20 protein-coding genes and 3 pseudogenes are annotated in these 25687 nt (G+C 67.7%); 17 read left to right on the top strand and 6 right to left on the bottom strand.

All coding sequences use genetic code 11. From position 1 onward, the window contains the following. Positions 1-281: 281 nt before the first annotated feature. A complete protein-coding gene (locus ACSHSS_RS10700) occupies positions 282-1496 on the bottom strand; it encodes an FAD-dependent monooxygenase (RefSeq protein WP_445544944.1) in 1215 nt (404 codons plus the stop codon). A 175-nt stretch (positions 1497-1671) separates the two neighbouring features. Here ACSHSS_RS10700 and ACSHSS_RS10695 point away from each other — a divergent pair, with 175 nt between their 5' ends. Both ACSHSS_RS10695 and ACSHSS_RS10690 read left to right on the top strand, forming a co-directional pair. Continuing rightward, positions 1672-2616, top strand: a complete 945-nt coding sequence (locus ACSHSS_RS10695) for a LysR family transcriptional regulator (protein WP_261543756.1) — start codon at positions 1672-1674, stop codon at positions 2614-2616. A 96-nt stretch (positions 2617-2712) separates the two neighbouring features. Next, positions 2713-3471 (top strand): SDR family oxidoreductase, encoded by a 759-nt coding sequence (locus ACSHSS_RS10690; protein ID WP_445544943.1) that lies wholly within the window; start codon positions 2713-2715, stop codon positions 3469-3471. A gap of 70 nt (positions 3472-3541) precedes the next feature. Here the strand turns inward: ACSHSS_RS10690 and ACSHSS_RS10685 are convergent, their stop codons facing one another. Both ACSHSS_RS10685 and ACSHSS_RS10680 read right to left on the bottom strand, forming a co-directional pair. Further along, positions 3542-4636 (bottom strand): potassium channel family protein, encoded by a 1095-nt coding sequence (locus tag ACSHSS_RS10685; protein ID WP_006396825.1) that lies wholly within the window; start codon positions 4634-4636, stop codon positions 3542-3544. Between the two features lie 60 nt (positions 4637-4696). Beyond that, a pseudogene (locus ACSHSS_RS10680) lies at positions 4697-6031 on the bottom strand (NAD(P)/FAD-dependent oxidoreductase). A 237-nt stretch (positions 6032-6268) separates the two neighbouring features. On the opposite strand from ACSHSS_RS10680, the gene ACSHSS_RS10675 reads away from it, so the two are divergent. Together ACSHSS_RS10675 and ACSHSS_RS10670 are read left to right on the top strand one after the other, a co-directional pair. Beyond that, a complete protein-coding gene (locus tag ACSHSS_RS10675; RefSeq protein WP_006396823.1) occupies positions 6269-7123 on the top strand; it encodes a helix-turn-helix domain-containing protein in 855 nt (284 codons plus the stop codon). An 86-nt stretch (positions 7124-7209) separates the two neighbouring features. After that, positions 7210-8877 carry an ATP-binding domain-containing protein gene (locus ACSHSS_RS10670; protein ID WP_048804617.1) on the top strand — a complete coding sequence of 556 codons (1668 nt, stop codon included), beginning with the start codon at positions 7210-7212 and terminating at the stop codon, positions 8875-8877. 19 nt (positions 8878-8896) lie between these two features. Here the strand turns inward: ACSHSS_RS10670 and ACSHSS_RS10665 are convergent, their stop codons facing one another. Beyond that, entirely contained in the window at positions 8897-10456 is a 1560-nt protein-coding gene (locus tag ACSHSS_RS10665) for a methyl-accepting chemotaxis protein (protein WP_445544942.1), read from the bottom strand. 227 nt (positions 10457-10683) lie between these two features. Between ACSHSS_RS10665 and ACSHSS_RS10660 the strand changes: the two genes are divergently transcribed. The 9 genes and pseudogenes from ACSHSS_RS10660 to ACSHSS_RS10620 all read left to right on the top strand — a co-directional run bounded on the left by ACSHSS_RS10660 (position 10684) and on the right by ACSHSS_RS10620 (position 20308). After that, on the top strand, positions 10684-12198 hold the full coding sequence (locus tag ACSHSS_RS10660; RefSeq protein WP_445544941.1) for an MDR family MFS transporter: 1515 nt from the start codon (positions 10684-10686) through the stop codon (positions 12196-12198). Positions 12199-12343: 145 nt separating this feature from the next. Further along, positions 12344-12904, top strand: a complete 561-nt coding sequence (locus ACSHSS_RS10655; RefSeq protein WP_445544940.1) for a GNAT family N-acetyltransferase — start codon at positions 12344-12346, stop codon at positions 12902-12904. 9 nt (positions 12905-12913) lie between these two features. Further along, positions 12914-13753, top strand: a complete 840-nt coding sequence (locus ACSHSS_RS10650) for a MerR family transcriptional regulator (RefSeq protein ID WP_012216835.1) — start codon at positions 12914-12916, stop codon at positions 13751-13753. Positions 13754-13874: 121 nt separating this feature from the next. After that, positions 13875-14855: a sulfonate ABC transporter substrate-binding protein gene (locus ACSHSS_RS10645; protein WP_445544939.1), complete on the top strand. Its 981-nt coding sequence runs from the start codon at positions 13875-13877 to the stop codon at positions 14853-14855. Between the two features lie 181 nt (positions 14856-15036). Further along, positions 15037-15707 (top strand): annotated as a pseudogene (locus tag ACSHSS_RS10640) (lysoplasmalogenase). Positions 15708-15953: 246 nt separating this feature from the next. Continuing rightward, positions 15954-17531: a flavin-containing monooxygenase gene (locus ACSHSS_RS10635; protein WP_445544938.1), complete on the top strand. Its 1578-nt coding sequence runs from the start codon at positions 15954-15956 to the stop codon at positions 17529-17531. A gap of 20 nt (positions 17532-17551) precedes the next feature. Next, positions 17552-18490, top strand: coding sequence for an SDR family NAD(P)-dependent oxidoreductase (locus ACSHSS_RS10630; RefSeq protein ID WP_006396814.1), 939 nt, complete (start codon positions 17552-17554; stop codon positions 18488-18490). Continuing rightward, positions 18487-19392, top strand: a complete 906-nt coding sequence (locus ACSHSS_RS10625) for a metal-dependent hydrolase (protein WP_006403241.1) — start codon at positions 18487-18489, stop codon at positions 19390-19392. Before ACSHSS_RS10630 ends, ACSHSS_RS10625 begins: the two co-directional genes overlap by 4 nt. A 4-nt stretch (positions 19393-19396) precedes the next feature. Beyond that, entirely contained in the window at positions 19397-20308 is a 912-nt protein-coding gene (locus tag ACSHSS_RS10620; RefSeq protein ID WP_060146273.1) for an alpha/beta fold hydrolase, read from the top strand. Here ACSHSS_RS10620 and ACSHSS_RS10615 read toward each other — a convergent pair. Beyond that, positions 20269-20826: a putative glycolipid-binding domain-containing protein gene (locus ACSHSS_RS10615; RefSeq protein WP_060146171.1), complete on the bottom strand. Its 558-nt coding sequence runs from the start codon at positions 20824-20826 to the stop codon at positions 20269-20271. The genes ACSHSS_RS10620 and ACSHSS_RS10615 overlap by 40 nt on opposite strands. Before the next feature lie 121 nt (positions 20827-20947). Here ACSHSS_RS10615 and ACSHSS_RS10610 point away from each other — a divergent pair, with 121 nt between their 5' ends. The 3 genes from ACSHSS_RS10610 to ACSHSS_RS10600 are packed head-to-tail and all read left to right on the top strand — an operon-like array spanning position 20948 to position 22843. Continuing rightward, the gene (locus tag ACSHSS_RS10610) at positions 20948-21844 is read left to right on the top strand and encodes an urea transporter (protein ID WP_060146170.1); all 897 of its coding nucleotides are present in this window, start codon (positions 20948-20950) and stop codon (positions 21842-21844) included. Further along, positions 21819-22595: a class II aldolase/adducin family protein gene (locus ACSHSS_RS10605; protein WP_445544937.1), complete on the top strand. Its 777-nt coding sequence runs from the start codon at positions 21819-21821 to the stop codon at positions 22593-22595. Before ACSHSS_RS10610 ends, ACSHSS_RS10605 begins: the two co-directional genes overlap by 26 nt. Positions 22596-22654: 59 nt before the next feature. Continuing rightward, on the top strand, positions 22655-22843 hold the full coding sequence (locus ACSHSS_RS10600; RefSeq protein ID WP_048804610.1) for a 4-oxalocrotonate tautomerase: 189 nt from the start codon (positions 22655-22657) through the stop codon (positions 22841-22843). 50 nt (positions 22844-22893) lie between these two features. On the opposite strand, the gene ACSHSS_RS10595 is transcribed toward ACSHSS_RS10600, so the two are convergent. Continuing rightward, entirely contained in the window at positions 22894-23955 is a 1062-nt protein-coding gene (locus ACSHSS_RS10595) for a hypothetical protein (RefSeq protein WP_230955625.1), read from the bottom strand. Between the two features lie 266 nt (positions 23956-24221). Between ACSHSS_RS10595 and ACSHSS_RS10590 the strand changes: the two are divergent. Next, a pseudogene (locus ACSHSS_RS10590) lies at positions 24222-25687 on the top strand (NAD-glutamate dehydrogenase); the annotation flags it as partial.

Genomic DNA, 25687 nt, shown 5'->3' with positions numbered 1-25687 from the left:
TCGACGCAGCCGATCCTTTTGCGCGCGATCGCCGAGCAGCCTCGTCACGCCGAGCGATGCATCGTCGACAGCGATCATACGCGGGACGTGCGGCGCGGGCTGCTCGGGCAGCGCTTGACGTATGCGCTGGCGTGCGTGCAGTGAGACAGACGGCGCTGGCCGTCCGCTTTTCATCGCGCCTGACGTCGATCGGCCATGCGCCGAACTGCCCATCCGGATCATGCCGGCCGGCGGCCGCGACGCACCGCGGCGTCACGGTGCCGATATCGTGTCTGCCCCGCTCACAGCCACGTCCCACCCTGCCGCTCGCTCGGCACCTGTTCGAGCGCGTCGAAATCATGAATCCAGTCGAGGTGATGCAGCACGCGATCGCGCTCGGCGAGACGCGCATTGCGGGCCTGCGCGGCGGGCCCGTCGGGCAGATGCAGCACGTCGGCGGCAGAGATCGATGCGTACTGCACCTTGCGCGTACGACCGCGGCGCAGGCGTTCGTAGGCTTCCTGCGCTTCGCGCCAGTTGCCGGGCCCGGCCTTTGCCAGTTGCGCCGCCAGCACGACCGCATCCTCGATCGACTGGTTCGCGCCCTGCCCGTGATGCGGCACGAGCGCGTGCGCGGCATCGCCGATCAGCGTCACGCGCCCGCGGCTCCAGCGACCGAGCGGCGGCCGATGAAACAGGCCCCAACGCTGACTGATCGGCACGGCGGTGATCATCTGCACGACCGCCGGATGCCAGTCGCGGAACAGACGCAGTTGCTCGCCCTCTTCTGCCGGCATGACCCAGTCGCGCGACGGCCACGGCGACGGGTGACGCTCGACCAGCAGGAAGTTCTGATCGCCTTTGTCGCCGATCGGATAGTGCAGCAGATGCCCGTGCGGACCGATCCAGAACTGGATGGTCTCGGGATCCGGCAGCAGGTCCATGCGTTCGGCCGGCACCACGCCGCGAAAGCCCGAGCAGCCCGAATACAGCACGTCGTCGTAGCCGAGCATCCAGCGCCGCGTGATCGAGCGCGCACCGTCCGCGCCGATCACGAGATCCGCCTCGACGCGCCGGCCGTTGTCGAAACTCAGCGTGACGCGGTCCGGATGCTGCGCGAGATCGACGAGACGATGGCCGAGATGGATGCAGTCGAGACCGACCGCCTTCGACAGCACGGCCTGCAGATCGGCGCGATGGACGCCCCAGTACGCGCCGCCGAATTGCCGCCGATAGCTCGGCTCGCCGCGATGATGGCCGATCACCGCGCCGCTGCGTCCGTCGCGATAGACGAGGGCCGGAATCTCCGCACATACCGCGTCGAACTGCGAACGCAATCCCATGCGTTCGTAGAAGCGCGTCGCGTTGGCCGACAGCGCGACGGCCGCGCCGACTTCGCGCAACTCGCTGGTCTGTTCATAGAGCTGCGCGTCGATGCCGTGCTCGCGCAGCGCGAGCGCCAGCGTCAGGCCGCCGATGCCGGCGCCGACGATCGCGATCGTCAGATTGGTCTGCATGATGAAGGTGTCTCCGATATTCGGTTTGTGGGTTCCGCAGGGGTGCGGCCGACGCTGCGGTCAGCTCGAATGCAGGCGTCGTGCCGGTATTGTCGGGAGCGGGGTTTCATCCCACAATAAAATGCAGGGAATCCGCTTCATCACTGAACGAAATAATCGGGAGCCACGCCAAGCCATGGAACTGAGCGACCTCGACCTCAACCTGCTGTTGCTGTTCCAGCGGCTGATGCAGGAACGGCGCGTGTCGACCGTCGCCGAGCAGATGAACATGAGTCAGCCGGGCGTCAGCAACGCGCTTGCGAAGCTGCGTCGACGGCTCGGCGATCCGCTCTTCGTGCGCGCGCCGGGCGGTGTCGTGCCGACGCCGTTCGCGCTGCGCCTGGCCGAACCGGTTTCGCACGCGCTCGCGACGCTGCACGCCGCGCTCAATCCCGAGACGGGCTTCGACCCGCAGCACGCCGTGCGCACGATCACGATCGGCATGACCGATATCGGCGAAGTCGTGTTCCTGCCCGCGTTGCTGGAACGCCTCGCGCAGACGGCGCCCGGTATCGTGCTGAACACCGTGCGCAACACGAGCGTGAACCTGAGCGACGAAATGGCCGAGGGCCGCGTCGACCTCGCGATCGGGCTGCTGCCGCAGCTACAGGGCGGTTTCTATCAGCGCCGGCTGTTCGATCAACGATATGTGTGCCTGTTTCGGCGCGGGCATCCGCTCGAGGCCGCGCCGCTCACGCTCGACGCGTGGCGCGACGCCGGGCATCTGGTCGTGGTGTCGGCCGGGACCGGCCACGGGCAAGTGGACGAATGGCTGAAGCGGCGTCGCGTGACGCGCAACGTGCGGCTGACGGTGCCGCACTTCATGAGCGTCGGCTATATCCTGCAACGCACCGACCTGATCGCGACGGTGCCGGAGCATCTCGCGCTGCAGCTCGCGACGCCGTTTTCGCTAAGCTGGCGTGCGCTGCCGGTGACGCTGCCCGGCGCACCGATCCATATGCTGTGGCACGCGCGCGTGAACCAGGACGAGGGCAACCGCTGGCTGCGGGACGTCGTGGTCGAGTTGTTCGCAGAGGCAGGCGTGCGGCAGCGGAAATCGGGACCGGCGCGAAAGAAATAGGCGCGTGTACGATGTCGCGTCATGGGCGACGGCATCTTGCGACGACATCGCGCGTGCGTCCGCGCCATCCCTCTTCAACCAGCAGGAATTCAAGCCATGTCTGTCTCGAAGCAATTCGCAGCCGTCACGGGCGCCGGATCCGGCATCGGCCGCGCAGCGGCCGTCGCGCTCGCCGGCGCGGGATTCACCGTCGCGCTGATCGGACGTACGGAAGCGTCGTTGCGCGAAACACAAGAAGCGATTCGCGCCGCGGGCGGCGACGCGCACGTGTTTCCCGCCGACGTCACCGACGAAGCGTCGGTCGACCGCGCGTTTGCGCAGATCGCGCAGCAGTTCGGCCGGCTCGACGTGCTGTTCAACAATGCCGGACGCAATGCGCCGCCCGTTTCCCTCGACGCATACGAGCTCGACGTCTGGAACGCCGTGGTCGCAACCAACCTGACCGGCGTGTTCCTTTGCGCGCGGGCGGCCTGGCGCATCATGAAGGCGCAGACGCCGCAAGGCGGCCGCATCATCAACAACGGCTCGATCTCGGCGTACTCGCCGCGCCCCGAGACGATCGCCTACACGGCCACCAAGCATGCGGTGACCGGGATCACGCGGTCGCTGGCGCTGGATGGCCGCGCGTACAACATCGCCTGCGGTCAGATCGACATCGGCAACGCGGCGACCGCGCTCACGGAACGCATGACGCAAGGCGTGCCGCAGGCGGATGGCAGCATGGCGCCGGAGCCGCGCATGGACGTCGCGCATGTCGCGAACGCGATCGTGCAGATGGCGAGCCTGCCGCTGGACGCGAACATTCTGAACATGACGATCATGGCGACGGCGATGCCGTTTGTGGGGCGTGGGTAGGCATCGTGGCGGCGCCGGCCTTTCCTGCGAGCAGTTCTCATAGGCTCAACCGCCTCGTTCAAGAACCCCCTCAAACATCCGCATCCGGAATCCGCGCCGACTGAATGACGACCAGCGTATCGCCCGCCTCGATCCGGCACGGCGGATCCTCGTAGAACGACTGGATCTTGCCGCAGCGATCGAGGCCGACGACGATCGCGCCCGGCACCATGTTCGTCATGCAGCCGACCTCGTGCGGCAGCGCCTCGCGCTCGAGCAGCGTCGCGCGCCCGCGCGTCGAGAGCATGTCGTTCACGAACGGCACGATATAGCGGCTATGCACCGCGTCGGCGAGCAGCAACGCACCGATCTTCGTCGACGACACGATCACGTCCGCGCCGGCCTGCCGCAATTGCCGCTGATACAGATTCTCCTGGATGCGCACGACGATCTTCGTCTCGGGCGCGATGCTGCGTACCGACAAGGTCAGCAGAATCGCGGTCGGATCGTCGGTCACCGAGATGATCACGGCCTTCGCGGCGCGCACCTGCGCCTGGCGCAGCAGGTCCTCTTGCGCGGGATCGCCGAGCAACCCCGTCACGCCGAGTGCGGTCGCCGCTTCGAGCGCCTGCTGCTGCGCATCGATCACGATGATCGTCGACGGCTCGACGCCGCTTTCGAGCAGCTCGCGCACCGCGATCGACCCGGACAGCCCGTAGCCGCACACGACGATGTGATCGGTCAATTGCTTTTGCAGCCGTTTCATGCGGAATTCCTCGATGACGCGCTGGATCACGAACTGATACGCCGTGCCCAGAAAGATGAACCAGATGACGATGCGGATCGGCACGATGAAGAACGCATCGATCAGCCGCGCACGCGCGGTGACGGGCACGATGTCGCCGTAGCCGACCGTCGCGACCGTCACCATCGTGAAATAGACGAGATCGGCGATGCTCATCGGCGTGCTTTTCGTCGAATCGCGCAGCCCGTCGCGATCGAGATACAGCGCGAAGAACGCGAGCACGCACAGCAGCAGCACCGCGCCGAGGCGAAACAGCAACGTGCGGCGCGGCGACGTCGCGGGACGCGTAAACAACGTGCGTGTGCGTGGCGCCTGCCACGGGTCGCGCGCGCGGCGCAGCCGCGAACGCAGTGAACGACGCTGGGCGGAAGGCGAAGCCAACGGGAAGTCTCCTGAACGATGCGGGCTCGATTCTACGATGCGGCGGCGCGCACGCGTCCGTCACAGCATGCTGCGCGCCGGCACCATCGTGCCGTCGACGAAACGTCGCGCGCGAAACGCCGACAGATCGAGCGACGGTGCACCCGTGTCGATCCATTCGGCGAGCAGCCGCCCGACGATCGGCCCCATCGCGAAGCCGTGACCGCAGAATCCCGTCGCGATCGTGAGGCCCGACGGCGTGTCGGGTGCGTCGATCACCGGAATCCCGTCCGGCAGCACGTCGATCAGCCCGGCCCAGGCCTCGACGATCTGCGCATCCTTCAGCACGGGGAAGATCGCCTTCAGCTTTTCGAGCGCGCGCGGCGCGTGCGCACGGTTCGGCTGCGGCAACGGGTCGCGCGGCTCGATCGCGTCGAGGCGGCCGCCCAGGCGCGCGAGCGTATCGCGCCACGCGGCGCCGTTCAGATGCAGACGGAATTTCTCGCGCTGCGACCAGAACGCCGGCCAGAACAAACTCAGCCCGCGCAAGTGGCCGAGCGTCAGATCGACGTCGACCTGCATGTCGTCGGCGAGATTGATCGCGCCGTTCTTGCGCTGCCGGATGCCGAGGCCGTGGCCCCAGATCGTCGACGCGGATACCGGCGGCACCACATTGGTGCGCATGCAGGTGCCGCGCACGGCCTGTTGCGGCAGCCGGATGCCGACGCCGTCGAGCAGCCGGAAACTCGTCGCGCCGGCCGCGCAGATCACGCGACGCGTGCGGATGGTGCCGCGCTCGGTCGCCACACCGGTCACCGCGCCGGCGCCCGTCTCGATCGCGGTCACGCCGCAGCCTTCGAAGAAGCGCGCGCCGGACTCGATCGCGCGCGCGGCGAACGCGGCGGCCACGCGGCGCGGTTCGGCCTAGCCGTCGCTTTCGGTATAGAGGCCGCCGAGCGTGCGCGCATCGGTCGACAGCCCGCGCACGCGTTCGTCGATCTGCGCGCGCGTCAGCGTGCGCGTGTCGAGCCCGTGCTCGCGCGCGACGGCGAGCCACGCCTGGAACGACTGCCAATCCGTTTCGTTGTCCGCAATATAGAGACAGCCGCCCTGCCGCCATTCGAGATCGAAACCGAGTGTTTCCTCTAATTTCTCCCAGATCCGCATGCCTGCCATCATCAGCGGCACTTCAGGCGATTCGCGCCCCTGCTGCCGCACGAAGCCCCACGCGCGCGTCGACTGCTGGCCGGCGATTCGCGACTTGTCGAGCACCACGGCCTTCAGGCCGCGCAGTCCGAGGTAGTACGCGGCCGCACACCCCATGATGCCGGCGCCGGCGATCACGACGTCGGCTTCGGTCGGAAACGGCGCGTCGGCGCGCGTGAGCCCATCGTGCAGCGGATAAATTGTCGTCATTATTTCTTGTTCGGTAGGAATGTCCGGCTAACGCATGCCCGGCCGTAATGCCGGGATACACCTTTCACAGAAACGCACGGATCTGCATAAGGAGCGAAAGCCATTTTGCGGTAAAGTTATCTTTTCTGCGCGTGGCCGGTCGGCTCGCCACTGGACATCCCTCAGGACTGTCCGCCGAGACCGCCGCAAGGCGTCGTTCTGAACGTCATTCGATTCGACCCGATCCGCTCCCGTAGCATGACCACCGAAGCAATCACCACGGACTCCCTCGCGGTTGCCGAGCGCGTGCGCGAGCTGATGACCCGCAACGGCATCGGCAAGCGCCAGCAGACCACCGAGCTGTGCCGCATCCTCGACCTGAGTTTTTCACAGGGCCACCGCAAGCTGCGCGGCAGCAGCCCGTGGACACTTGCGCAGATCAAGAAAGTCGCCGAAGCGTACGGCGAACCGGCCGCCCAGTTGTTCGGCGCCCAGACGCTCGACCCCGGCATGGTCGGCGCGTGCTCGCAAGACGCGATTCTCTATGCCGGTGTCGCCGAGATCCCGTGCACCGCATGGATCGGCGCGCCGCTCGAAGCCGGCGCGCGCCCCGAATTCGTCGCGTACGAACAGAACGGCCGCTGGCGCGTGCTGCGCCACACCGGCGTGTTGTACCAGAACGCGTACGACGTGCACAAGATCGAAATCTATCCGCGCCGTGCGGAAAGCGACAAGCTCGTCGTCGCGGTCATCGATCCCGATCGCGTCAGCGCGACCGAGCTGTGCCGCTATCTCGAGCGCCAGGGCTTCGCGACGGCGTCGTTCGACGGCCTGACCGCCTTCGTCGATGCGCTGCAAGGTCAGGCATTCGACGCGGTCGTCACCGAGTGGCTGTTCGACGACTGCACGGCCGCGACCGCGATCAAGGCCGTGCGCACGTCCGACAATCCGGGCGCGCCGATTTTCGTGCTGACGGGCGATCTGCTCACGGGCCGCGCGAGCGAAGCCGACATCAGCGAAGTGATCCGCACCTTCGACGTCGTCTGCTACGAGAAGCCGGCACGCATGGCGATCCTCAGCGCCGATCTCGCGAAGCGGCTCGCACGCGGATAGCACGGCGCGCACGGCGGCCGTCCGCGGCTTCGTCAGTACAATAGCCGGACCCGTTCACGCGACGCCGGCATCCGCCGCCCGACTCCATGGCCCGCCTCATCCCCGACGACTGGAAAAATCTCGCCGCGACCGGCGCTGCCGAACGCGAACGCGAAACGCTCGCCGCACTCGAACACGCGCTGCCGGACGGCTACACCGTCTACCACGGCGTGCACTGGACGCGCGCCGACCAGAACTTTTCGGTGTTCGGCGAGACCGCGTTCGTCGTCGTGAGCCCGGCCGGCCGCGTGCTGCTGATCGAACTGAAGGCCGGTTTCCTGCGCGAGACGCCGAAAGGGCTCGTGAAGGTGTATCTGCAGACCGAGCGCAACGTCGCGATCCAGCTCGCGCGCACGCAGGAAACGCTGCACCGGCGGCTGACGGCCGCGTTCGGCGCGGGCGTCTACGGGATCGACGCGCTGCTGTATTGCCCCGACTACGCGATCCGCCAGACCGCGATCGCGGGCGTCGCGGCCGACCGCATCGTCGACGCGTCGCGCAAGGCGCAGCTCGCGCAGGTGATTGTGCAGATCCTGCCCGAAGATGAAACGCCGCTGCCGAACGCCGCCAAGATCCACCACTTTCTCGCCGACGAGCTCGCGCTGACGCCCGACACGAGCGCGCTCGTCGGTCAGGCCGGCACGCTCGTCACGCGGCTGTCGGGCGGCCTCGCCGCCTGGGCGCGGCAGCTCGAGTTCACGCCGTTCCGGCTGCGCGTGACGGGCACCGCCGGCTCCGGCAAGACGCAGCTCGCCGTGCAGGCGATGCGCGATGCGGTCGCGGCCGGCAAGCGCGTGCTGTACGTCTGCTTCAACCGGCCGCTCGCCGACTACATCGCACGCATCGCGCCGGCCGGCGCGACGGTCGCGAACTATCACCAGCTGTGCGACTGGGTCGCGCGCGACGGCGGCTATGTGCCCGACTTCGAGGCGCCCGGCGCGTTCGAACAGCTCGAGGCGCGCTTTGCGCAGACGCCGATCGCCGAACGCTGGCGCTTCGACGTGCTGATCGTCGACGAGGGACAGGATTTCCACGCGTCGTGGGCCGCCGCGCTCGAACGGCTGCTCGCGGCCGACGGCGCATGGTGGTGGCTCGAGGATCCGCTGCAGAACCTCTACATGCGCGAACCGGTCGCGCTCCCGGGCTGGGTCACGCTGAAGGCGCTGACGAACTACCGCAGCCCGCGCGACGTGCTCGAATTCGTGCGCGACATCGTCGGGCGCGTCGAACCGCTCGCGACGGAACTGCGTTCGGGCAGCCCGTTCGACGGGTCCGATCCGTCGGTGTCGGCGTACGGCGAACCCGATGCGTCGGCCGACACGCTCGCCGACGCCTGCATCGACGCAACCAAGCGCGCGATCACGCACGCGCTGTCGCTCGGCTTTCGCAAGCAGGACATCGCGGTGCTGTCGTACCGCGGCCGCGAAGGATCGGTGCTCGCGCCGCTCGACCAGCTCGGCCCGCACCGGCTCAAGCGCTTCACCGGCACGTACGACCTGTTCGGCAACCCCGAGTATCGCGACGGCGACGTACTGCTCGATTCGATCCATCGCTTCAAGGGACAGTCGGCGCCGTGCGTGATCCTCACCGAGGTCGACTTCGCGTCGCTCGACGCGCGCGCGGCCCGCAAGCTGTTCGTCGGCGCGACGCGCGCGACGATGAAGCTGCTGATCGTCGCGTCGGCGCGCGCCGCCGCGCAACTGACGGCCGCCTGACGCGGCCGCGCGCCGGCGCTCAGGCGACGCGGAACGCGCCGACCGCGCGCCGCAAGCCTTCGGCCTGCTCCTCGAGCGACGCGGCGGCCGCGGCCGCCTGCTCGACGAGCGCGGCGTTCTGCTGCGATACCTGATCCATCTGCGACACGGCGCGATTGACCTGCTCGATGCCGTCGCGCTGCTCGTTCGACGCGGCCGCGATCTCGGTCATGATGCCGGCGACGCGCGCGATCGCCTGCTGAATGTCACGCATCGTTTCGCCCGCGACGCCGACGAGCCGCGATCCGTTCGCGACACGCTCGACCGACTCGCCGATCAGCGTGCGGATTTCCTTCGCCGCGGACGCCGAGCGCTGCGCGAGCGTGCGCACCTCGCCGGCCACCACCGCGAAGCCACGGCCCTGCTCGCCCGCGCGCGCGGCTTCGACTGCCGCATTCAGCGCAAGGATGTTGGTCTGAAACGCAATGCCCTCGATCGTGCCGATGATGTCGGCGACCTTCTGCGAACTCTGATCGATCTCGCCCATCGTGCCGATCACTTCGCCGACGACCGTCGCGCCGCGCGTCGCGATCTCGCGCGCGTCGTCGGCGCAGGCCTGCGCCTCGACCGCGTGATCGGCGTTCTGCTTCACGGTCGCGGTCAGCTGCTCCATGCTCGCGGCCGTCTGCTGCAGCGCGGCCGCCTGTTCCTCGGTGCGTTGCGACAGGTCCGTATTGCCGGCCGCGATCTGATGCGTCGCGGTCGAGATCGCATCGGAGCCGTGCGCAACCTGGCGCACCGTATCGGCGAGGCTGCGCTGCATGCCGGTCACACCCTTCACGAGTTCCGCCATCTCGTCGCGCGACGTCCAGCGCACTTCCGACGTCAGGTCGCCGTCGGACAGCCGGCGGAAATGCGTGAGCAGCCGGTTGACCGGCTGCGTGATCGCGAAGTGCAGGCCGATCGCGCAGCCGAGACACGCGGCAACGCCGAGCGCGATGCCGGCGATCGCGCCGGCGCGCAGCCAGTCGTAGCGCGTTTGTGCGGCGTCGTAGACGGCGCGGCCGCGTGCGGCCTGGAACGTGTCGAGCGCATCGGTCGCGCGCGTCAGCGCGACCGACAGCGGCGGCGCGACGGACATCAGCAGCCGGTCCGCGTCGTCGCGCCGGCCTTCGCGGATCGCATCGGCGAGCGGCTTCAGCGCCTGTCCGATCAGCGCCTGGCGCGCGGCGTCGAGCCGGCTCGCGAGCGGCGCTTCGTCGGCATCGTGCGGCATCGCCGCATACGTGCCCCACGCGGCATTCGCCTTCGCGAGGTAGTTCTCGGCCTTCGCGACGAGCTCGGGCACGTCGGGCGCCTCCGGATGCAGCACGGCGCGATCGAGCGTGGTGCGCACGATCGTCAGGTTCAGCGTGGCGGCTGCGAGCGCGGTCTTGGCGGCGAGCTCGCGCGTGTACGCCTCGTCGAGCGCGCGATTCGAGCTTTGCATGCCGGCGAGGCCGATCAGCCCCGACACGACGAGCAGCCCCGCGACGAGGCCGAGCGTGGAAAAGATGCGGGTGCGGATCGAGAAACGGGAAAACAGGGCGTTCAGATTCATGACGGCACGGGATCGAGAAAAGCGCCGCGACCGGCGGGCGCGGCACTCTGGATTACGGTTCGCCTTCAGAAAACTTGAGTCCGGCCCCGTTTCGGGCTGATTTCGATCAATTCGGCGAGCCGGCAACGCACCGTTACGACTGCAACAATTCACGCCCAAGCAGAAATTGACTGGTCATCTATCGACGACTATATTTCGAGCAACTTCCTGCCATGGCAGATAATGCAATGCGAACCGATACCCTTCCCTCGCCGTCCGTCGACCCCGTCGCGCGCCGCGATGCGCCGACGGCGCCGATCATGGCGGCGCTGCTGCTCGTGATGCTGTTGTCCGCGCTCGATCAGACGATCGTGTCGACCGCGCTGCCGACGATCGTCGGCGAACTCGGCGGGCTCGACCGGCTGTCGTGGGTCGTGACCGCGTACCTGCTGTCGTCGACGGTCGTGCTGCCGCTCTACGGCAAGCTCGGCGATCTGTACGGCCGCAAGATCGTGCTGCAGGTCGCGATCGCGCTGTTCCTCGCGGGGTCGGCGCTCTGCGGGATCGCGCAGGACATGACGCAGCTGATCGCGCTGCGCGCGCTGCAGGGCCTCGGCGGCGGCGGGTTGATGGTCGTCACGATGGCTGCGATCGGCGATCTCGTCCCGCCCGACCGCCGCGCGCGCTATCAGGGGATGTTCGGCGGCGTCTACGGGCTCGCGACGATCGTCGGGCCGCTGCTCGGCGGTTTTCTCGTCGAGCATCTGTCGTGGCGCTGGATCTTCACGATCAACCTGCCGCTCGGCTTTCTCGCGCTTGCCGTGATCGGCATCGCATTCCGGCCGCATGCGGCGCACGTGAAGCACCGCATCGACTACCTGGGCGCCGCGTTCCTCGCGACCGCGCTCACCTGCGTGATCCTGTTTACCAGCGAAGGCGGCTCGTTGCTGCCGTGGTCGTCGCCGCAGCTCTGGATGACGCTCGTGCTCGGGCTCGTCGCGATCGGCGGGTTCGTGTACGAGGAACGGCTCGCGGCCGAGCCGATCATGCCGCTCGAGTTGTTCCGGCATCGCACCTTCGTGCTGTGCTGCGCGATCGGCTTCGTCGTCGGCGTCGCGCTGTTCGGCTCGGTCACGTTCATTCCGCTCTATCTGCAGGTCGTGAAAGGCTCGACGCCGTCGCAGGCCGGCATGCAGTTGCTGCCGATGATGGGCGGGATGCTCGCGATGTCGGTCGCGAGCGGCCGGCTGATCGCGCGACTCGGCTCGTACCGCGCGTTTCCGATCGCCGGCACGCTGATCGGCGGCGTCGCGATGGTGCTGCTGTCGACGCTGTCGCTCGACACGCCGCTGCACACGATGTACGCGTATATGGCGCTGCTCGGCATCGGCCTCGGGATGGTGATGCCCGTGCTGACGCTCGCCGCGCAGAACACCGTCGAGTTCCGGCACATGGGCGTCGCGACGTCCGGCGCGACGCTGTTCCGCTCGATCGGCGGCTCGATCGGCGTCGCCGCGTTCGGTGCGCTGTTCTCGCACGGCCTGCGCGCGCGGCTGATCGATGCGCTGCCGGCCGGGACCGAACTGCCGGCGGCGCTCGGTCCCGGCACGCTCGGGCAGCTGCCCGAGGCGGTTCGCAGCGCATACCTGCATGCGTTCGCCGACTCGCTGCACGTCGTCTATCTGGCCGCGGCGACGGTGATCGCGATCGCGTTCGTGCTTGCCTGGTTCGTCGAGGACGCGCCGCTGCGCACGCGCGGCTGACGGATGCGGCGGCGCCGCTTTGCGCGGCCGCCGACACGCGGGCAGGCGCCGCGCGCGCCGATCGTGCAGCAGGCGCCGGTGCCGTCCGCTTTACCTGCCGGCCGCGCGCCCGCATAGTAGCGGTTTCGTCCGATCCGACTTCGCCATGTCCGCTGCTCCCGCCTGTACCGTCCGCGACGCGACCGACGCCGATCTCTCCGCGATCCAGGCGATCTACGCGCATCACGTGCGCCACAGCGTCGCGTCGTTCGAGGAAGTCCCGCCCGACGTCGCCGAACTCGCCGCGCGCCGCGACGCGGTGCTGCGCCACGGGCTTCCGTATCTCGTCGCCGAATGCGACGGCCGCGTCGCCGGCTATGCGTATGCGACGCCGTACCGCCCGCGGCACGCCTACCGATACACCGTGGAAGACTCGATCTACATCGACGACGCACAGCGCGGCCGCGGCATCGGCCGCGCCCTGCTCGCCGCGCTGATCGCGCGCTGCGAGGCCGGCCCGTGGCGGCAGATGATCGCGGCGATCGCGGACGGCGGCACCGGCGGCTCGACGTCGCTGCATCGCGCCTTCGGCTTCGCGCCGGCCGGCACGCTACAGGCGGTCGGCTTCAAGCACGGCCGCTGGATCGACATCGCACTGCTGCAGCGCCCGCTCGGCGAGGGCGCGGCCACGCTGCCCGCCTCGCCCGCGCAAGGCGCGTCGCGCTAGAATGGCCGCATGCCGAAACAGACTCCTCCTCCGTCCGACACCGCCGCCGACGAAACCCGCAACGAGTACACGGTGGACGAACTCGCGCGCGTGTCCGACACGACCGTACGCAACGTCCGTGCATATCAGGATCGCGGGCTGCTGGCGCCGCCCGAGAAACGCGGGCGCGTCGGCATCTACGACGATACGCACGTCGCGCGCCTGAAGCTGATCAACCATCTGCTCGCGCGCGGCTATACGCTGTCGAACATCCAGGATCTGATCAAGGCGATCGACGAAGGCCACGACTTGCGCTCGATCCTCGGCCTCGAAAACGCGATCGGCGGACGCTGGTCGCACGAACGCCCGAAAACCTATTCGCTCGCCGCGCTCGCGCAGATGTTCGGGCCGCAGACGCCCACGCAGCTCGCGCGCGTGACCGAACTGGGGCTGCTCGAGCGGCGCGGCATGTCGTTCGTCGCGAAGAGCCCCGCGCTGCTCGAAGCGGCGGCCGCGATGACGAAGGAAGGCATTCCGCCGCGCGAACTGCTCGACGTGATCAGCCTCGCGCGCCCGCACTTCGACGCCGTCGCGCGGCTGCTCGTCGATCTCGTCGTCAAGCAGCTCGACCGCTACGATGCGGGCACGCTGCCGCCGGCAACCGACGTGCCGGCGCTCGTCGACGCGATCTGGCGCCTGCGTCCGCTCGCGGCCGTATTCGTCGAGGCGGAGATGAACCGCGCGCTCGAAAACGCGGCCAGCGCGTACCTCGGCGGCCGCGTCGCGACGATTCTCGATCGCAAGCTCAGCGACGAAGCCGCGCGGCAGGCCGGTGCGCCCGAAGCGCACGGCAGCGGCGGCAAAGCATAAGCGCGCCGCTTTCATATTCATATCGGCATTGCTTCGTTGGCGGGCGCCAACGCCCATGCGACGATTCTTCCACCCGAGCGGCATGCCGCTCTCCGAAGACGTCACGCATGGAGTTCGTTCGATGATTCGTTTCCCCCGCTGGATCGCCCGCACCGTCGCCACCGCACTCGTCGCCCTGTCGGCCGCGTCCGTCTGCGCGCCGGCGAGCGCGGGCCAGGTCGTACGCATCGGCTATCAGAAGGCCGGGCTGCTCGCGATCATCCACGCGCAGCATTCGCTCGAAGCGCGGCTGAAGCCGCTCGGCTACGACGTGCAATGGTTCGAGTTTCCGGCCGGCCCGCAGCTGCTCGAAGCACTGAACGCGAACGGCATCGACTTCGGCTATACGGGCGCGCCGCCGCCCGTGTTCGCACAGGCGGCCGGCGTGCGCTTCGTGTACGTCGGCGCGGAACCGCCGGCGCCGCACAACGAGGCCGTGTTCGTGAAGGCCGATTCGCCGATCCGCTCGGTGGCCGAGCTGCGCGGCAAGCGCGTCGCGCTGCAGAAAGGCTCGAGCGCGAACTATCTGCTGCTCGAAGCGCTGAACAAGGCCGGCGTACGCTACGACGAGATCCGCCCGGTCTACCTGCCGCCCGCCGATGCGCGTGCCGCCTTCGAAAGCGGGCACGTCGACGCGTGGGCCGTCTGGGACCCGTATTACGCAGCCGCGCAAAACGCGTTGAAGATCCGCACGCTGTCCGATTACACGGACCTCACGCCGACCAACAACTTCTACGAGGCGACGCGCGATTTCGCGCAGCAGCATCCCGACGTGGTTGCCGCGATTCTCGCGCAGGCGCGCGAGACCGGCGCATGGGTGAACGGTCATCCGGCCGAGACGGCCGCGCTGATCGCGCCGACCGTCGGCATGCCGGCGCCGCTCGTCGAAACCTGGATCAAGCGCGTGCCGTTCGGCGCGGTGCCGGTCGACGAGAAGATCGTCGCGGTTCAGCAACGTGTCGCCGATGCGTTCCTCGCGGCGAAGCTGATTCCGCAGAAGCTGAATGTCGCCGACAACGCGTGGATCGACCGCCGCGTCGCGGCCGCGCTCGCCGCGAAATAGACCTGACGCCTGCCGACAGGCGGCACGGCGCGCTCGCGAGCGCGCCCGGCGGCGGACACCGGCGCACTAGAAGGATTCGCCGGTGTCCGCCCGCGCGTTGTTCCGGATAATGGTCGTCAATCCGCGCGTCGGCGCTACCGCCTGCCGCTGCGCGCCGACAACGACGATCCGGAGACCGCGCTTGCTCGCCACGCTTCCCGCTACCTATCGCCGGCTCTGCCCGCTCGCCGTCGCCGCCGCGCTGCTGTACGGCGTGTCGCTCGCCGCTGCGCCGTATCGCGGACAGTTCGCCGCGAAGGCCGCGATGGGCATCCTGCTGCTGGCCGCCGGCAGCACGCTGCGTGCGCCGCGCGAACGCGCGTGGCTCGTCGCGGCGCTCGCCGCCGCCGTGCTCGGCGACGTGCTGCTCGCGCTGCCCGACTCGCCGTTCACGTTCATGGGCGGCCTCGGCGCGTTCCTGCTGACCCATCTGTGCTACTGCGCGATCTTCTTGCGCTGGCGTGCGCGTCCGCACGGCTGGCGCGTCGCGGCACTCGTCGCGCTCTGGATCGCGGCGCCCGCGTTCTATGCCGCGTTCTTCCCGCATCTCGGCGCGCTCGCGGTGCCGGTCGCCCTCTACATGCTCGTGCTCGTCGCGATGGCGAGCTTCGCGCTTGCCGCCGATATGCATGCGCCATTCGTCGCGATCGGCAGCCTGATCTTCGTCGGCTCGGACACGCTGATCGGCGTCGAGCGCTTTCTCGGCGGCTTTCCCGGCATCGGCCCGCGATCTGGGCGCTCTATGCGCTCGCGCAAGTCGTCATCGTGACCGGGGTTTTCCATGAGACGACCGCCCGCGCGGTCCGTCCCTGATTCCGTTTCAAACAGCCGTCCGCCCATCCTCGCGCGAAACCGCGGCCGTTTGCCGGCGTACGCCGGGCGTCCGCGCGCTTTCCTCACTGCGGAAAGCCGTCCGTTCCAAACCGCGCAGCGCCTTGCATGGCGCGGCTTCCGGCCCTTAGAGCGGCGCTTCTAGTGGCTTGCGCTTTGCCGGCTCACCCACTATCGTTACATCAACCAATGTAACATTAAAAAATGAGCCCAATCGGAGACACCCGGATGAATGCTCGCACCTTGCCTTTCGGCCCGCCCGGCCATGACGGCCCGGACGAAACCATCGACATCGCCATCATCGGCACCGGCTTCGCCGGGCTCGGGATGGCCATTCGCCTGCGGCAGACGGGCGTCACGGATTTCGTCGTGCTCGAGAAGGCGGCCTCGGTCGGCGGCACGTGGCGCGACAACCACTATCCCGGGTGCGCCTGCGACGTGCAATCGCACGTCTACTCGTTCTCGTTCGCGCCGAACCCGCGCTGGACGCGCATGTTCGCGCCGCAGCCCGAGATCCGCGCGTATCTCGAAGACTGCGTGCAGCGCTTCGGGATCAGCCCGCATCTGCGCATGAACCACGAACTGCAGCGTGCCGAATACGACGAGCGCGTGCAGCGCTGGCGTCTGACGTTCTCGAACGGCAAGCGGCTGTCGGCGCGCGTGCTCGTGTCCGGCATGGGCGGCCTGTCGCGCCCCGCGCTGCCGGCGATTCCGGGCGTCGAGGATTTCCGCGGCCGCGCGTTCCACTCGCAGCAGTGGGATCACGCGTATCCGCTCGAGGGCAAGCGTGTCGCCGTGATCGGTACCGGCGCGAGCGCGATCCAGTTCGTGCCGCAGATCGCGCCGCGCGTGAAGTCGCTCGCGCTGTTCCAGCGCACGCCGCCGTGGATCATGCCGAAGCCCGACCGCAACCTCACGCGGTTCGAACAATGGCTGTTCCGCACGCTGCCGTTCACGCAGAAGCTCGTGCGCAGCGGACTCTACTGGATGCTCGAATCGCGCGTGCTCGGCTTCGCCATCCATCCGGGGCTGATGAAGAACGTGCAGAAGCTCGCGTTGCGCCATATCCGCAAGCAGGTGCCGGACCCGCCGCTGCGCCGCGCGGTCACGCCCGACTACACGCTCGGCTGCAAGCGCGTGCTGATCTCGAACGACTATTACCCGGCGCTGTCGCGCAGCAATGTCAGCGTCGTGACGACCGGCATCGCGCGCATCGAAGCCGACGCGGTCGTGACGACCGACGGCACGCGTCATGAGGTGGACTGCCTGATCTACGGCACCGGCTTCCAGGTCGCCGATCCGTTCCCGCGCGGCGCGATCATCGGCCGCGGCGGCCTCGACATCGTCGATGCATGGCGCGACGGCGCGCACGCGTATCTCGGCACGACGCTGCCCGGCTACCCGAACTTCTTCATGATCGTCGGCCCGAACACCGGGCTCGGTCATAACTCGATGGTGTTCATGATCGAGTCGCAGATCGAATACATCCTCGGCGCGCTGCAGGCGATGCACCGCGAGCGCGCGGACGCGATCGAGGTGCGCCCGACCGTCGAGGCGCAGTTCAACAGCGAGCTGCAGCGCAAGCTGAAGAAGGCGATCTGGTCGACGGGCGGCTGCAAGAGCTGGTATCTCGATCCGCGCACCGGCAAGAACACGACGCTGTGGCCGGGCTTCACCTGGCGCTTCCGCCAGGCTACGGCGCACTTCTCGATCGCCGATTACCACGCGTATCGCGCGCCGCACGATGCCGCGCACGCGGCCGCGGCGCCCGCCCCTCGCGCTTCCGCTTCGGCCGAAGCAGCCTGACCCGGACAAGGAGCAAGCACATGAAAGATTTCGCCAACAAGGTCGCGGCCATCACGGGCGCCGGTTCCGGAATGGGCCGCTCGCTCGCGGTGCAGCTCGCGCAGGCCGGCTGCCACGTCGCGCTCGCGGACAAGAACGGCGTCGGCCTCGCCGAAACCGAACGGATTGTGCGCGCGATCGCGCCGAACGTACGCGTGAGCTCGCGCGTGCTCGACGTCGCCGATCGCGACGCGATGTTCGCGTGGGCCGACGATACGGCACGCGAGCACGGCAAGGTCAACCTGATCTTCAACAACGCGGGCGTCGCGCTGTCGAGCACGATCGAGGGAATGGACTACGCCGATCTCGAATGGATCGTGAACATCAACTTCTGGGGCATCGTGCACGGCACGAAGGCGTTCCTGCCGCATCTGAAGGCCGCCGGCGAAGGCCACGTGATCAACACGTCGAGCATCTTCGGCATCTTCGCGCAGCCCGGCATGAGCGCGTACAACGCGACCAAGTTCGCGGTGCGCGGTTTCACCGAATCGCTGCGGCAGGAACTCGACATGATGAACTGCGGCGTGTCGGCGACCTGCGTGCATCCGGGCGGCATCCGCACCAACATCGCGCAGTCGAGCCGGATCGCGAAGAACATGGTCGGCTTCATGATCGAAAGCGAACAGCAGGGCAAGGACGACTTCGAGAAGTTCTTCATCACGAGCGCCGACGATGCCGCGCGCACGATCCTCGCCGGCGTGCGCAAGAACAAGCGCCGCGTGCTGATCGGCCGCGACGCGAAGGCCGCCGACTGGATGGCGCGGATCCTGCCGGCCGCCTATCAGGCGCTCGTCGTGCTCAAGTCGCGCCAGGAGGCCGCGAAGGCGCGCCGCCGCGCGGCACGCTTCGGCACGCCGGCGAGCGCCCCGCTCCACGCCACCTACAACAACGCAGGCAATCAAGGAGGAAAACAGTCATGAGCACTCCGCAGATGATGCCGGTGCGGCGCGACGTCCGCTTCGCGCTGCCGCCCGAGCGCGCGCGCGACTGGCACGTGCAGGGCGTGCCCGTCACGCATTTCATGAACGCGCTGTCGCTGCTGTTTCCGGCCGGCGAACGCTTCTTCATGGATTCGGTGCGCAACTATCGCGACCGCATCGACGATCCGGAGCTGAAGAAGCAGGTGCTCGGCTTCATCGGACAGGAAGCGATGCATACGCGCGAGCACATCGAGTACAACGATCTGCTGCAGGCATCCGGTCTGCCTGCGCACAAGCTCGACAAGCGCCTGTGGACGATTCTCGGCTGGTTCAAGAAGGTGCTGCCGCATTCGATGCAGCTCGCGATCACGATCGCGCTCGAGCACTACACGGCGATTCTCGCGAACCAGCTGCTGTCGGGCCACGAGCATCGGATCGACGGCTCCGTCGAAGGCTATCAGCAGATGTGGATGTGGCACGCGATGGAAGAGACCGAGCACAAGGCCGTCTCGTACGACGTGTGGAACGCGGTGATGAAGCCCGGCATCGGCCGCTATCTGCTGCGCACCGGCACGATGCTGATCACGACCGTGATTTTCTGGACCATCGTGTTCGACTTCCATGTGCGGCTGATGCTCGCGCATCGTCGCCGTCACGGCAGGTTCGGCGGCATGTGGCGTCTCGTCAAGTATCTGTACGGGCCGAAGCACGGCGTGTTTCCGAGCATCGCGCGCGAGTGGCTCGACTATTTCCGGCCGGGCTTCCATCCGTGGGATCACGACAACCACCAGTATCTGCAGGGACTCGACACGCTGCTCGCGAACATCGACGCGACCAACGCGCGCTATGCCGCGCAGGCCGCACCGCGTCGCGTGCCGCTGCATCCCGTCGCGCAGGCATGATGCGATGGCGCGCGATCGCGACATGCTGACCGTCCGCTCCGGCGACGTGAAGCTCGCCGTCTATGTCAGCGGCCCGCGTCGCGCGCCGCCGCTGATTCTCGTGCACGGCTATCCCGATTCGGCCGCCGTGTGGGCGCCGATTCGCGCACGGCTTGCCGGGCGCTATCGCGTGATCGCGTACGACGTGCGCGGCGCGGGGGCGTCCGATGCGCCGCGACACCGCGCCGACTACGCGCTCGCGCGGCTCGCGGAAGACCTGAAGGCGGTTGCCGATGCGACCTGCGGCGACCGTCCGTTTCATCTGGTCGGCCACGACTGGGGGTCGATCCAGTGCTGGGAGGCTGTGACCGACCCTGCGTTTCGCGGGCGGATCGCGTCGTATACGTCGATCTCGGGCCCGTGCCTCGATCACGTGTTCCGCGCGAGGATGCGGCTCAAGCAGAGCCTGAAATCGTGGTACATCGCGTTCTTCCATCTGCCGATCGTGCCGTCGCTGGTCTGGCGGCTCGGCGGCGCCGCGCTGTGGCCGCGCTGGATGCAGCTGACCGAACGCGTGCGCGTCGAGCGCGATCCGTCGCAATTGAAGAATGCGCTGAACGGGTTGCAGCTGTACCGCGCGAATTTCATCGCGCGCGCAAGCAAGCCGCGCGAGCGGTATGCGCAGGCGCCGGTGCAGATTCTCGTGCCGGTGCGCGACCGCTACGTGACGCCCGAGATGACGATCGATCTCGATCGCTGGCTCGGCGAGCATGTGCGCGAGGAAATCGACGGGGCCCACTGGATCGTGCTGCGCGATCCCGACCTGATCGCGTCGCGGATCGACCGCTTCGCGTCCGCACACGAAGGCAAGGCCGCGCCGTCGCCGGCGGCCGCCGCTCAGCCGGGCGTCGGCAGACGTTTGAACAGCGTCTCGTAGTCGATCACGAGGCCGTCGTCGTCGACGTCCATCTCGGCCGTGAAGTTGCGGAAGATCCCTTCGTAGCGATAGCGCCGGCCCGGCTCGATGCAGGTGTACGCCTGCTCGACGCGCGTCGCGGTCAGGTCGGGCACCGACACGTAGACGACGTCGATCGGCTGCCGCTCGCCGCGCGCGAGCGCGAGGCGGCCGATCGGCAACGCATTCGTGAACGGCGTCGCCGCGATATCGATGTCGATGCAGCCGTCCAGCGCGGGCAGCGCCTCGCCCGCTCGGTCGCGCCAGTGGCCGGCGCCGTCGCCGTGCAACTCGAGCGTGCCGCCGCCCATCACCTTGAGGACCGCGCAGGTCACGCGCCATCGCGGATCGCAGACGAGCCGATACGCGAGCCCGTAGGCCCCGCCGTACCGCTGGCCGACCACCGCGCTTTCGACGACGATACCGTCGCCGCTCCGCTCGAACGTCAGATGTTCGATGCCGTCGCCTTCGAGCGACGCCCAGCGCACCGCTTTCGTCATTCCGCCTCCTCGCACGCCCCACGGTGGGGCATCGCGCACAAATTCCGACTATCCAGAATTCCCCATTCCGGTGCACGGGATTGTGTCCTATGCTCGCGGCTCGTCCTGCTCCGCCGCCATCATGTTCACCGCACACTCTGCCACGCCGTCGATCGATCTGCGCATCCTGCTGCGCAGCATCGGCCAGATCGTGCTGCAGGCGAACGCGCTCACGGGCGCGCTGCTGCTCGCCGCGCTGGCGCTGACCGACCCGCGGCTCGCGTGCGCGGCGCTGCTCGGCGCGGCCGCCGCCAACCTGACGGCGGTGCTGACGGGCGCGCGTCGCGACGATCTCGAACAAGGGTTGCACGGTTTCAACGGCGCCCTCGCCGCGCTGGTCGCCGCCGTGTTCGCCCCCGATCCGCTGCTCGGCGTCGCGCTGTCGCCCTTGCCCGCGATCGGCGCGGCACTCGTGCATCGCGCGATGCGCGGGCCGCTCGCGAAATGGCGGCAGTGTCCGTATTCGAGCCCGTGCCTCGCGGTGTCCGCACTGTGGCTGCCGTTTTTTATTGCGACGCAGCATGCGGATGGCGCGACCGCCGGCGCGACGCCGACGTGGTCGGCCATCGGCCCCGCGCTGCTCGCCGGCGTCGCGCAGACCACGTTCGCGCAGGGCGCGTGGGCCGGCGCGCTGATCGTCGCGGGCATCGCGGCCGAGTCGCGTCGCGCGGCCGCGCTGGCACTCGCGGGCGCGGTCGTGTCGACCGTGTTGCTGACCGCGCTTGGCGCCGATCCTGCTTCGCTGACGAACGGCCTGCTCGGCTTCAACGGTGCGCTCGCCGCCCTCGCGCTGTTGCCGCGCGGCACGCGCGCGGCGCTCGCGGCCGCCGCGCTGGCCGCGCTGATCCAGTGGCTTGCGATGCGCGCCGGCCTCGTCGCGCTCACCGCGCCGTTCGCGCTCGCGTCGTGGATCACGGTCGCCGTCGCGCGGCGCTTTACCCTCGGAGAACCCGATGTCGTCATTCGCACACCGTCCTGATGCCGTCAAACCCGGCGGCCCGATCTCGGACGCCGAACGCCGGCTGCGCGTCGACCTCGCGGCCGCGTACCGGCTCGTCGCGCTGAACGGCTGGGACGACCTGATCTACACGCATCTGTCCGCGACCGTGCCGGGCGAGCCCGGTCATTTCCTGATCAACCCGTTCAGTCTGACGTTCGACGAAGTCTGCGCATCGAATCTCGTGAAGATCGACCTCGCCGGCAACCGGATCGGCGACGGCGAGCACGCGGTCAACGTGACGGGCTTCGCCCTGCATGCGGCCGTGCATGCGGCGCGTCCCGACGCGGTCTGCGTGATGCATCTGCACAATACCGCCGGCATTGCGGTGTCGATCCAGCGCGACGGGCTGCTGCCCGCGTCGCAGCATGCACTGCGGTTCCACGGCGACCTCACCTACCACGACTACGAAGCACTCGCGTTCTCGCCCGCCGAGGGCGCGCGGCTGACCGCGAGTCTCGGCACGAAATCCGCGATGCTGCTGCGCAACCACGGTACGCTGACGGTCGGCCGCACGGTCGCCGAGGCGTATGTCCTGATGGATACGCTGATCAAGGCCTGCGACATCCAGCTGCGCGCACAGGCAGGCGGCGGCCCGCTCGTGCTGCCGGAGCCGGCCGTCGCGGAGCGCACCGCCGAGCAATTGCGCGACGGCGGCGCGATCGAAGGCGAACTGGAATGGCCGGCGTTGCTGCGGCGGCTCGACCGGATCGACCGGTCGTATCGCGATTGAGCGCGGCGGCGACGGCATCCGCGGAATCGATTTTTTCAAACCCAACCGGAGGTTTTGTCATGCCGACTTTCAATATCCAGTTGTTCGAGGGCCGCACCGTCGAGCAGAAGCGCCAGTTCGTCGAAGCGATCACGCGTGTGACGTGCGAAACGCTCGGCTGCGAACCGGGCTCCGTCGATATCATCCTGACCGATGTGAAGAAGGAAAACTGGGCGACCGGCGGGAAGCTGTGGAGCGAGGCGCGCTGACCGGCACGCATTAGCCTCGTGAACAGGCCCGGCGGAATCCGCCGGGTGTACTACCGCCCTCGTGTTACGACCAGCCCGGCCGACGTAACGACGTACTTTTCGTAGGCCAGCTTCAGATGCGGAATGCTCTTGTAGGGCGGCGCATCGACATGAAAATCCAGCGGGTGGGAGTCGGGCGCAACGACGAACGGCCTTACGTCGTGTCCGCGGCTTCTCAGCCGGCCGACCAGATCCAGCAGATCGCGCCGTCGATACAGCACGGTCTGTCCGCTTTCCAGGGTGTCGTCGTCGGAAGTCAGATTGAACTCGGTCGTATGTACCGCCACGCCGCCCACGCGCAGACATTTCTCCACCGCGTTGATCACGAACTGCTTGCCGGCTTCGAGATTGCCAAGATGTTCGAAGCAGCACGACGACCAGTTGAAGTCGAAATCGCGTAGATGATCGGGAATGTGGTTCATGTCGCAGGTCTCGTACGACACACGCTCGTCGAACACACTGCCGTCGACGATATCCTCGTAACGAATTTGCGACAGCGTCGCACTATGCTGGCCGGTGGCTTTCCAGCCTTTCGATTCACCGATGTCTTCCGGCGCGTCGGTTGCGACGATCTGCGCGCCGAGCTTCGCGAACAGCGCCGGCAACCGCTCGCTCCCGACGCCGAATACCAGCCCGCGCGCGCCCGGCTTCACTTTGCCTGATTCCAGCAAGTGATGAATCACGAACACCCATTCCCACAGTTTCCGATGAAACACGAAATGATGGTTCAGCATCGCGCAGATCTCGAGCAGGCGCGGGTGATAGAAATCCGCGACGCTACAGGTCGAGAACGGCATGAATTCGCCGGGTTCCGATGTGCGGGTAAACGGCGGGACCGGAACGAACGACGGCGGCTCGGCGGCGCGCGGCTCCTGCTCGACCCGCTCCAACAGTTGCCGGCAGGTCGATTCGAGCCGGGCAATTCTTTCAGCGAGGGAATCGATATCGGCTTGGTGACGTTCGTTTTTACTCTGTGCCGACACCGCGAATTGCGATAGCGAATGCTGAATATCTAGTACCGCCTGATACATGCGGGTGATTTGTCGAAACGGGGTCATGCGCGTCATATTCATCTATCAAATTTCTCCGATGATGGGTACCGCGTAATGAGCGTCGGGTAACAACTGAACCTCTGTTCGCATGCCAAAGGGATGGACATCGATACGGCATCATGCAGTAAATCGGATTATCCCGCCACAAAAGGGGGATACCGCAGCGACACATTCGCACCCGGGCCTGCTGCCGTTGTGCACCCGCACATCGCGTTGTCACGCAATCGGCGCATAATGCCGGGCAGACGCAGCAGCAACCAATGGCTCCACCCGACGAGGAGATCGCCATGGAAGCGAAGAACGAGGAAGTCGTCGCCCACCTGCTCTCCGACGTCGTCGAGTTCGCGCGCGCGCGGCTGCCGGAAACGACGTTCCGCATCGTCGAGCCGTTCCTGCGTCACTACTACGATTTCGTCGACGCGGACGATCTGCAAAGCCGCAGCATCGCCGATCTCTACGGCGCCGCGATGGCGCACTGGCAGACCGCCCAGAAATTCGTCCCCGGCAGCGAGCGGCTGCGCGTCTACAACCCGATCCTCGAACAGCACGGCTGGCATTCCGATCACACGGTGATCGAGATCGTCAACGACGACATGCCGTTCCTCGTCGATTCGGTGACGATGGCCGTCAACCGTCTCGGCCTCGCGCTGCATTCGGCACTGCATCCGGTGTTCCGGATCTGGCGCGGCGCGCACGGCGGCATCGAACGCGTCGACGCAGGCGGCGCAAGCGCGGCCGACGGCCAGTCGCAGCTCGCGTCGTTCATCCATTTCGAAGTCGATCGCTGCGGCGACGCCGCGCTGCTCGACACGCTGCGCGACGACATCGCGCGCGTGCTCGGCGACGTACGCGCATCGGTCGAGGACTGGCCGAAAATCGTCGACATCGCGCGCGCGACGATCAAGGACATGAAGACGCGCGAAGCGACCGCCGAAGATATCGAAGCGCGCGCGTTCCTCGAATGGATGCTCGCCGATCACTTCACGTTCCTCGGGCAACGCGACTACGCGCTCGTGTCAGACGGCTCCGGTTTCGCGCTGCGCGGTATCGAAGGCTCGGGCTTCGGCATCCTGCGCGAATCGCTGCGCTCGCCGGGCGCGCCCGACGTGACGCCGCTGCCGCCGGCCGCCGCGGCCATCATCTCCGGCGCATCGCCGATCTTTCTGACGAAGGCGAATTCGCGCGCCACCGTGCATCGGCCCGGCTATCTCGACTACGTCGGCGTGAAGCTCGTCGGCGCCGACGGCAAGGTGAGCGGCGAGCGCCGCTTCCTCGGGCTCTACACGTCGACCGCGTACATGGTGTCGAGCGCGGAGATTCCGATCGTGCGCCGCAAGTGCGCGAACATCGTGCGCCGCGCAGGCTTTCTGCCGAAGGGGCATCTCGGCAAGTCGCTCGTGACGGTGCTCGAAACCTATCCACGCGACGAGCTGTTCCAGGCCGACGAAGACCAGCTCTACGACATCGCGCTCGGCATCCTGCGGCTGCAGGAACACCAACGCACGCGGCTGTTCGTGCGGCGCGACCGCTTCGACCGCTTCGTGTCGTGTCTCGTGTTCGTGCCGCGCGACAAATACAACACCGACCTGCGGCGGCGCATCGCGAAGCTGCTCGTCGATGCGTACAACGGCGTGAACGTCGAGTTCACGCCGCTGCTGTCGGAATCGGCCATCGCCCGCATTCACTTCGTCGTGCATGCGGAGCCCGGCACGATGCCCGACGTCGATACGCGCGAGCTCGAAACGCGGCTCGT

It is taken from the genome of Burkholderia sp. BC1 (assembly GCF_052683555.1).
The sequence above is the reverse complement of the archived record's forward strand: the minus strand, read 5'-3'. Positions and strand labels throughout refer to the sequence as shown.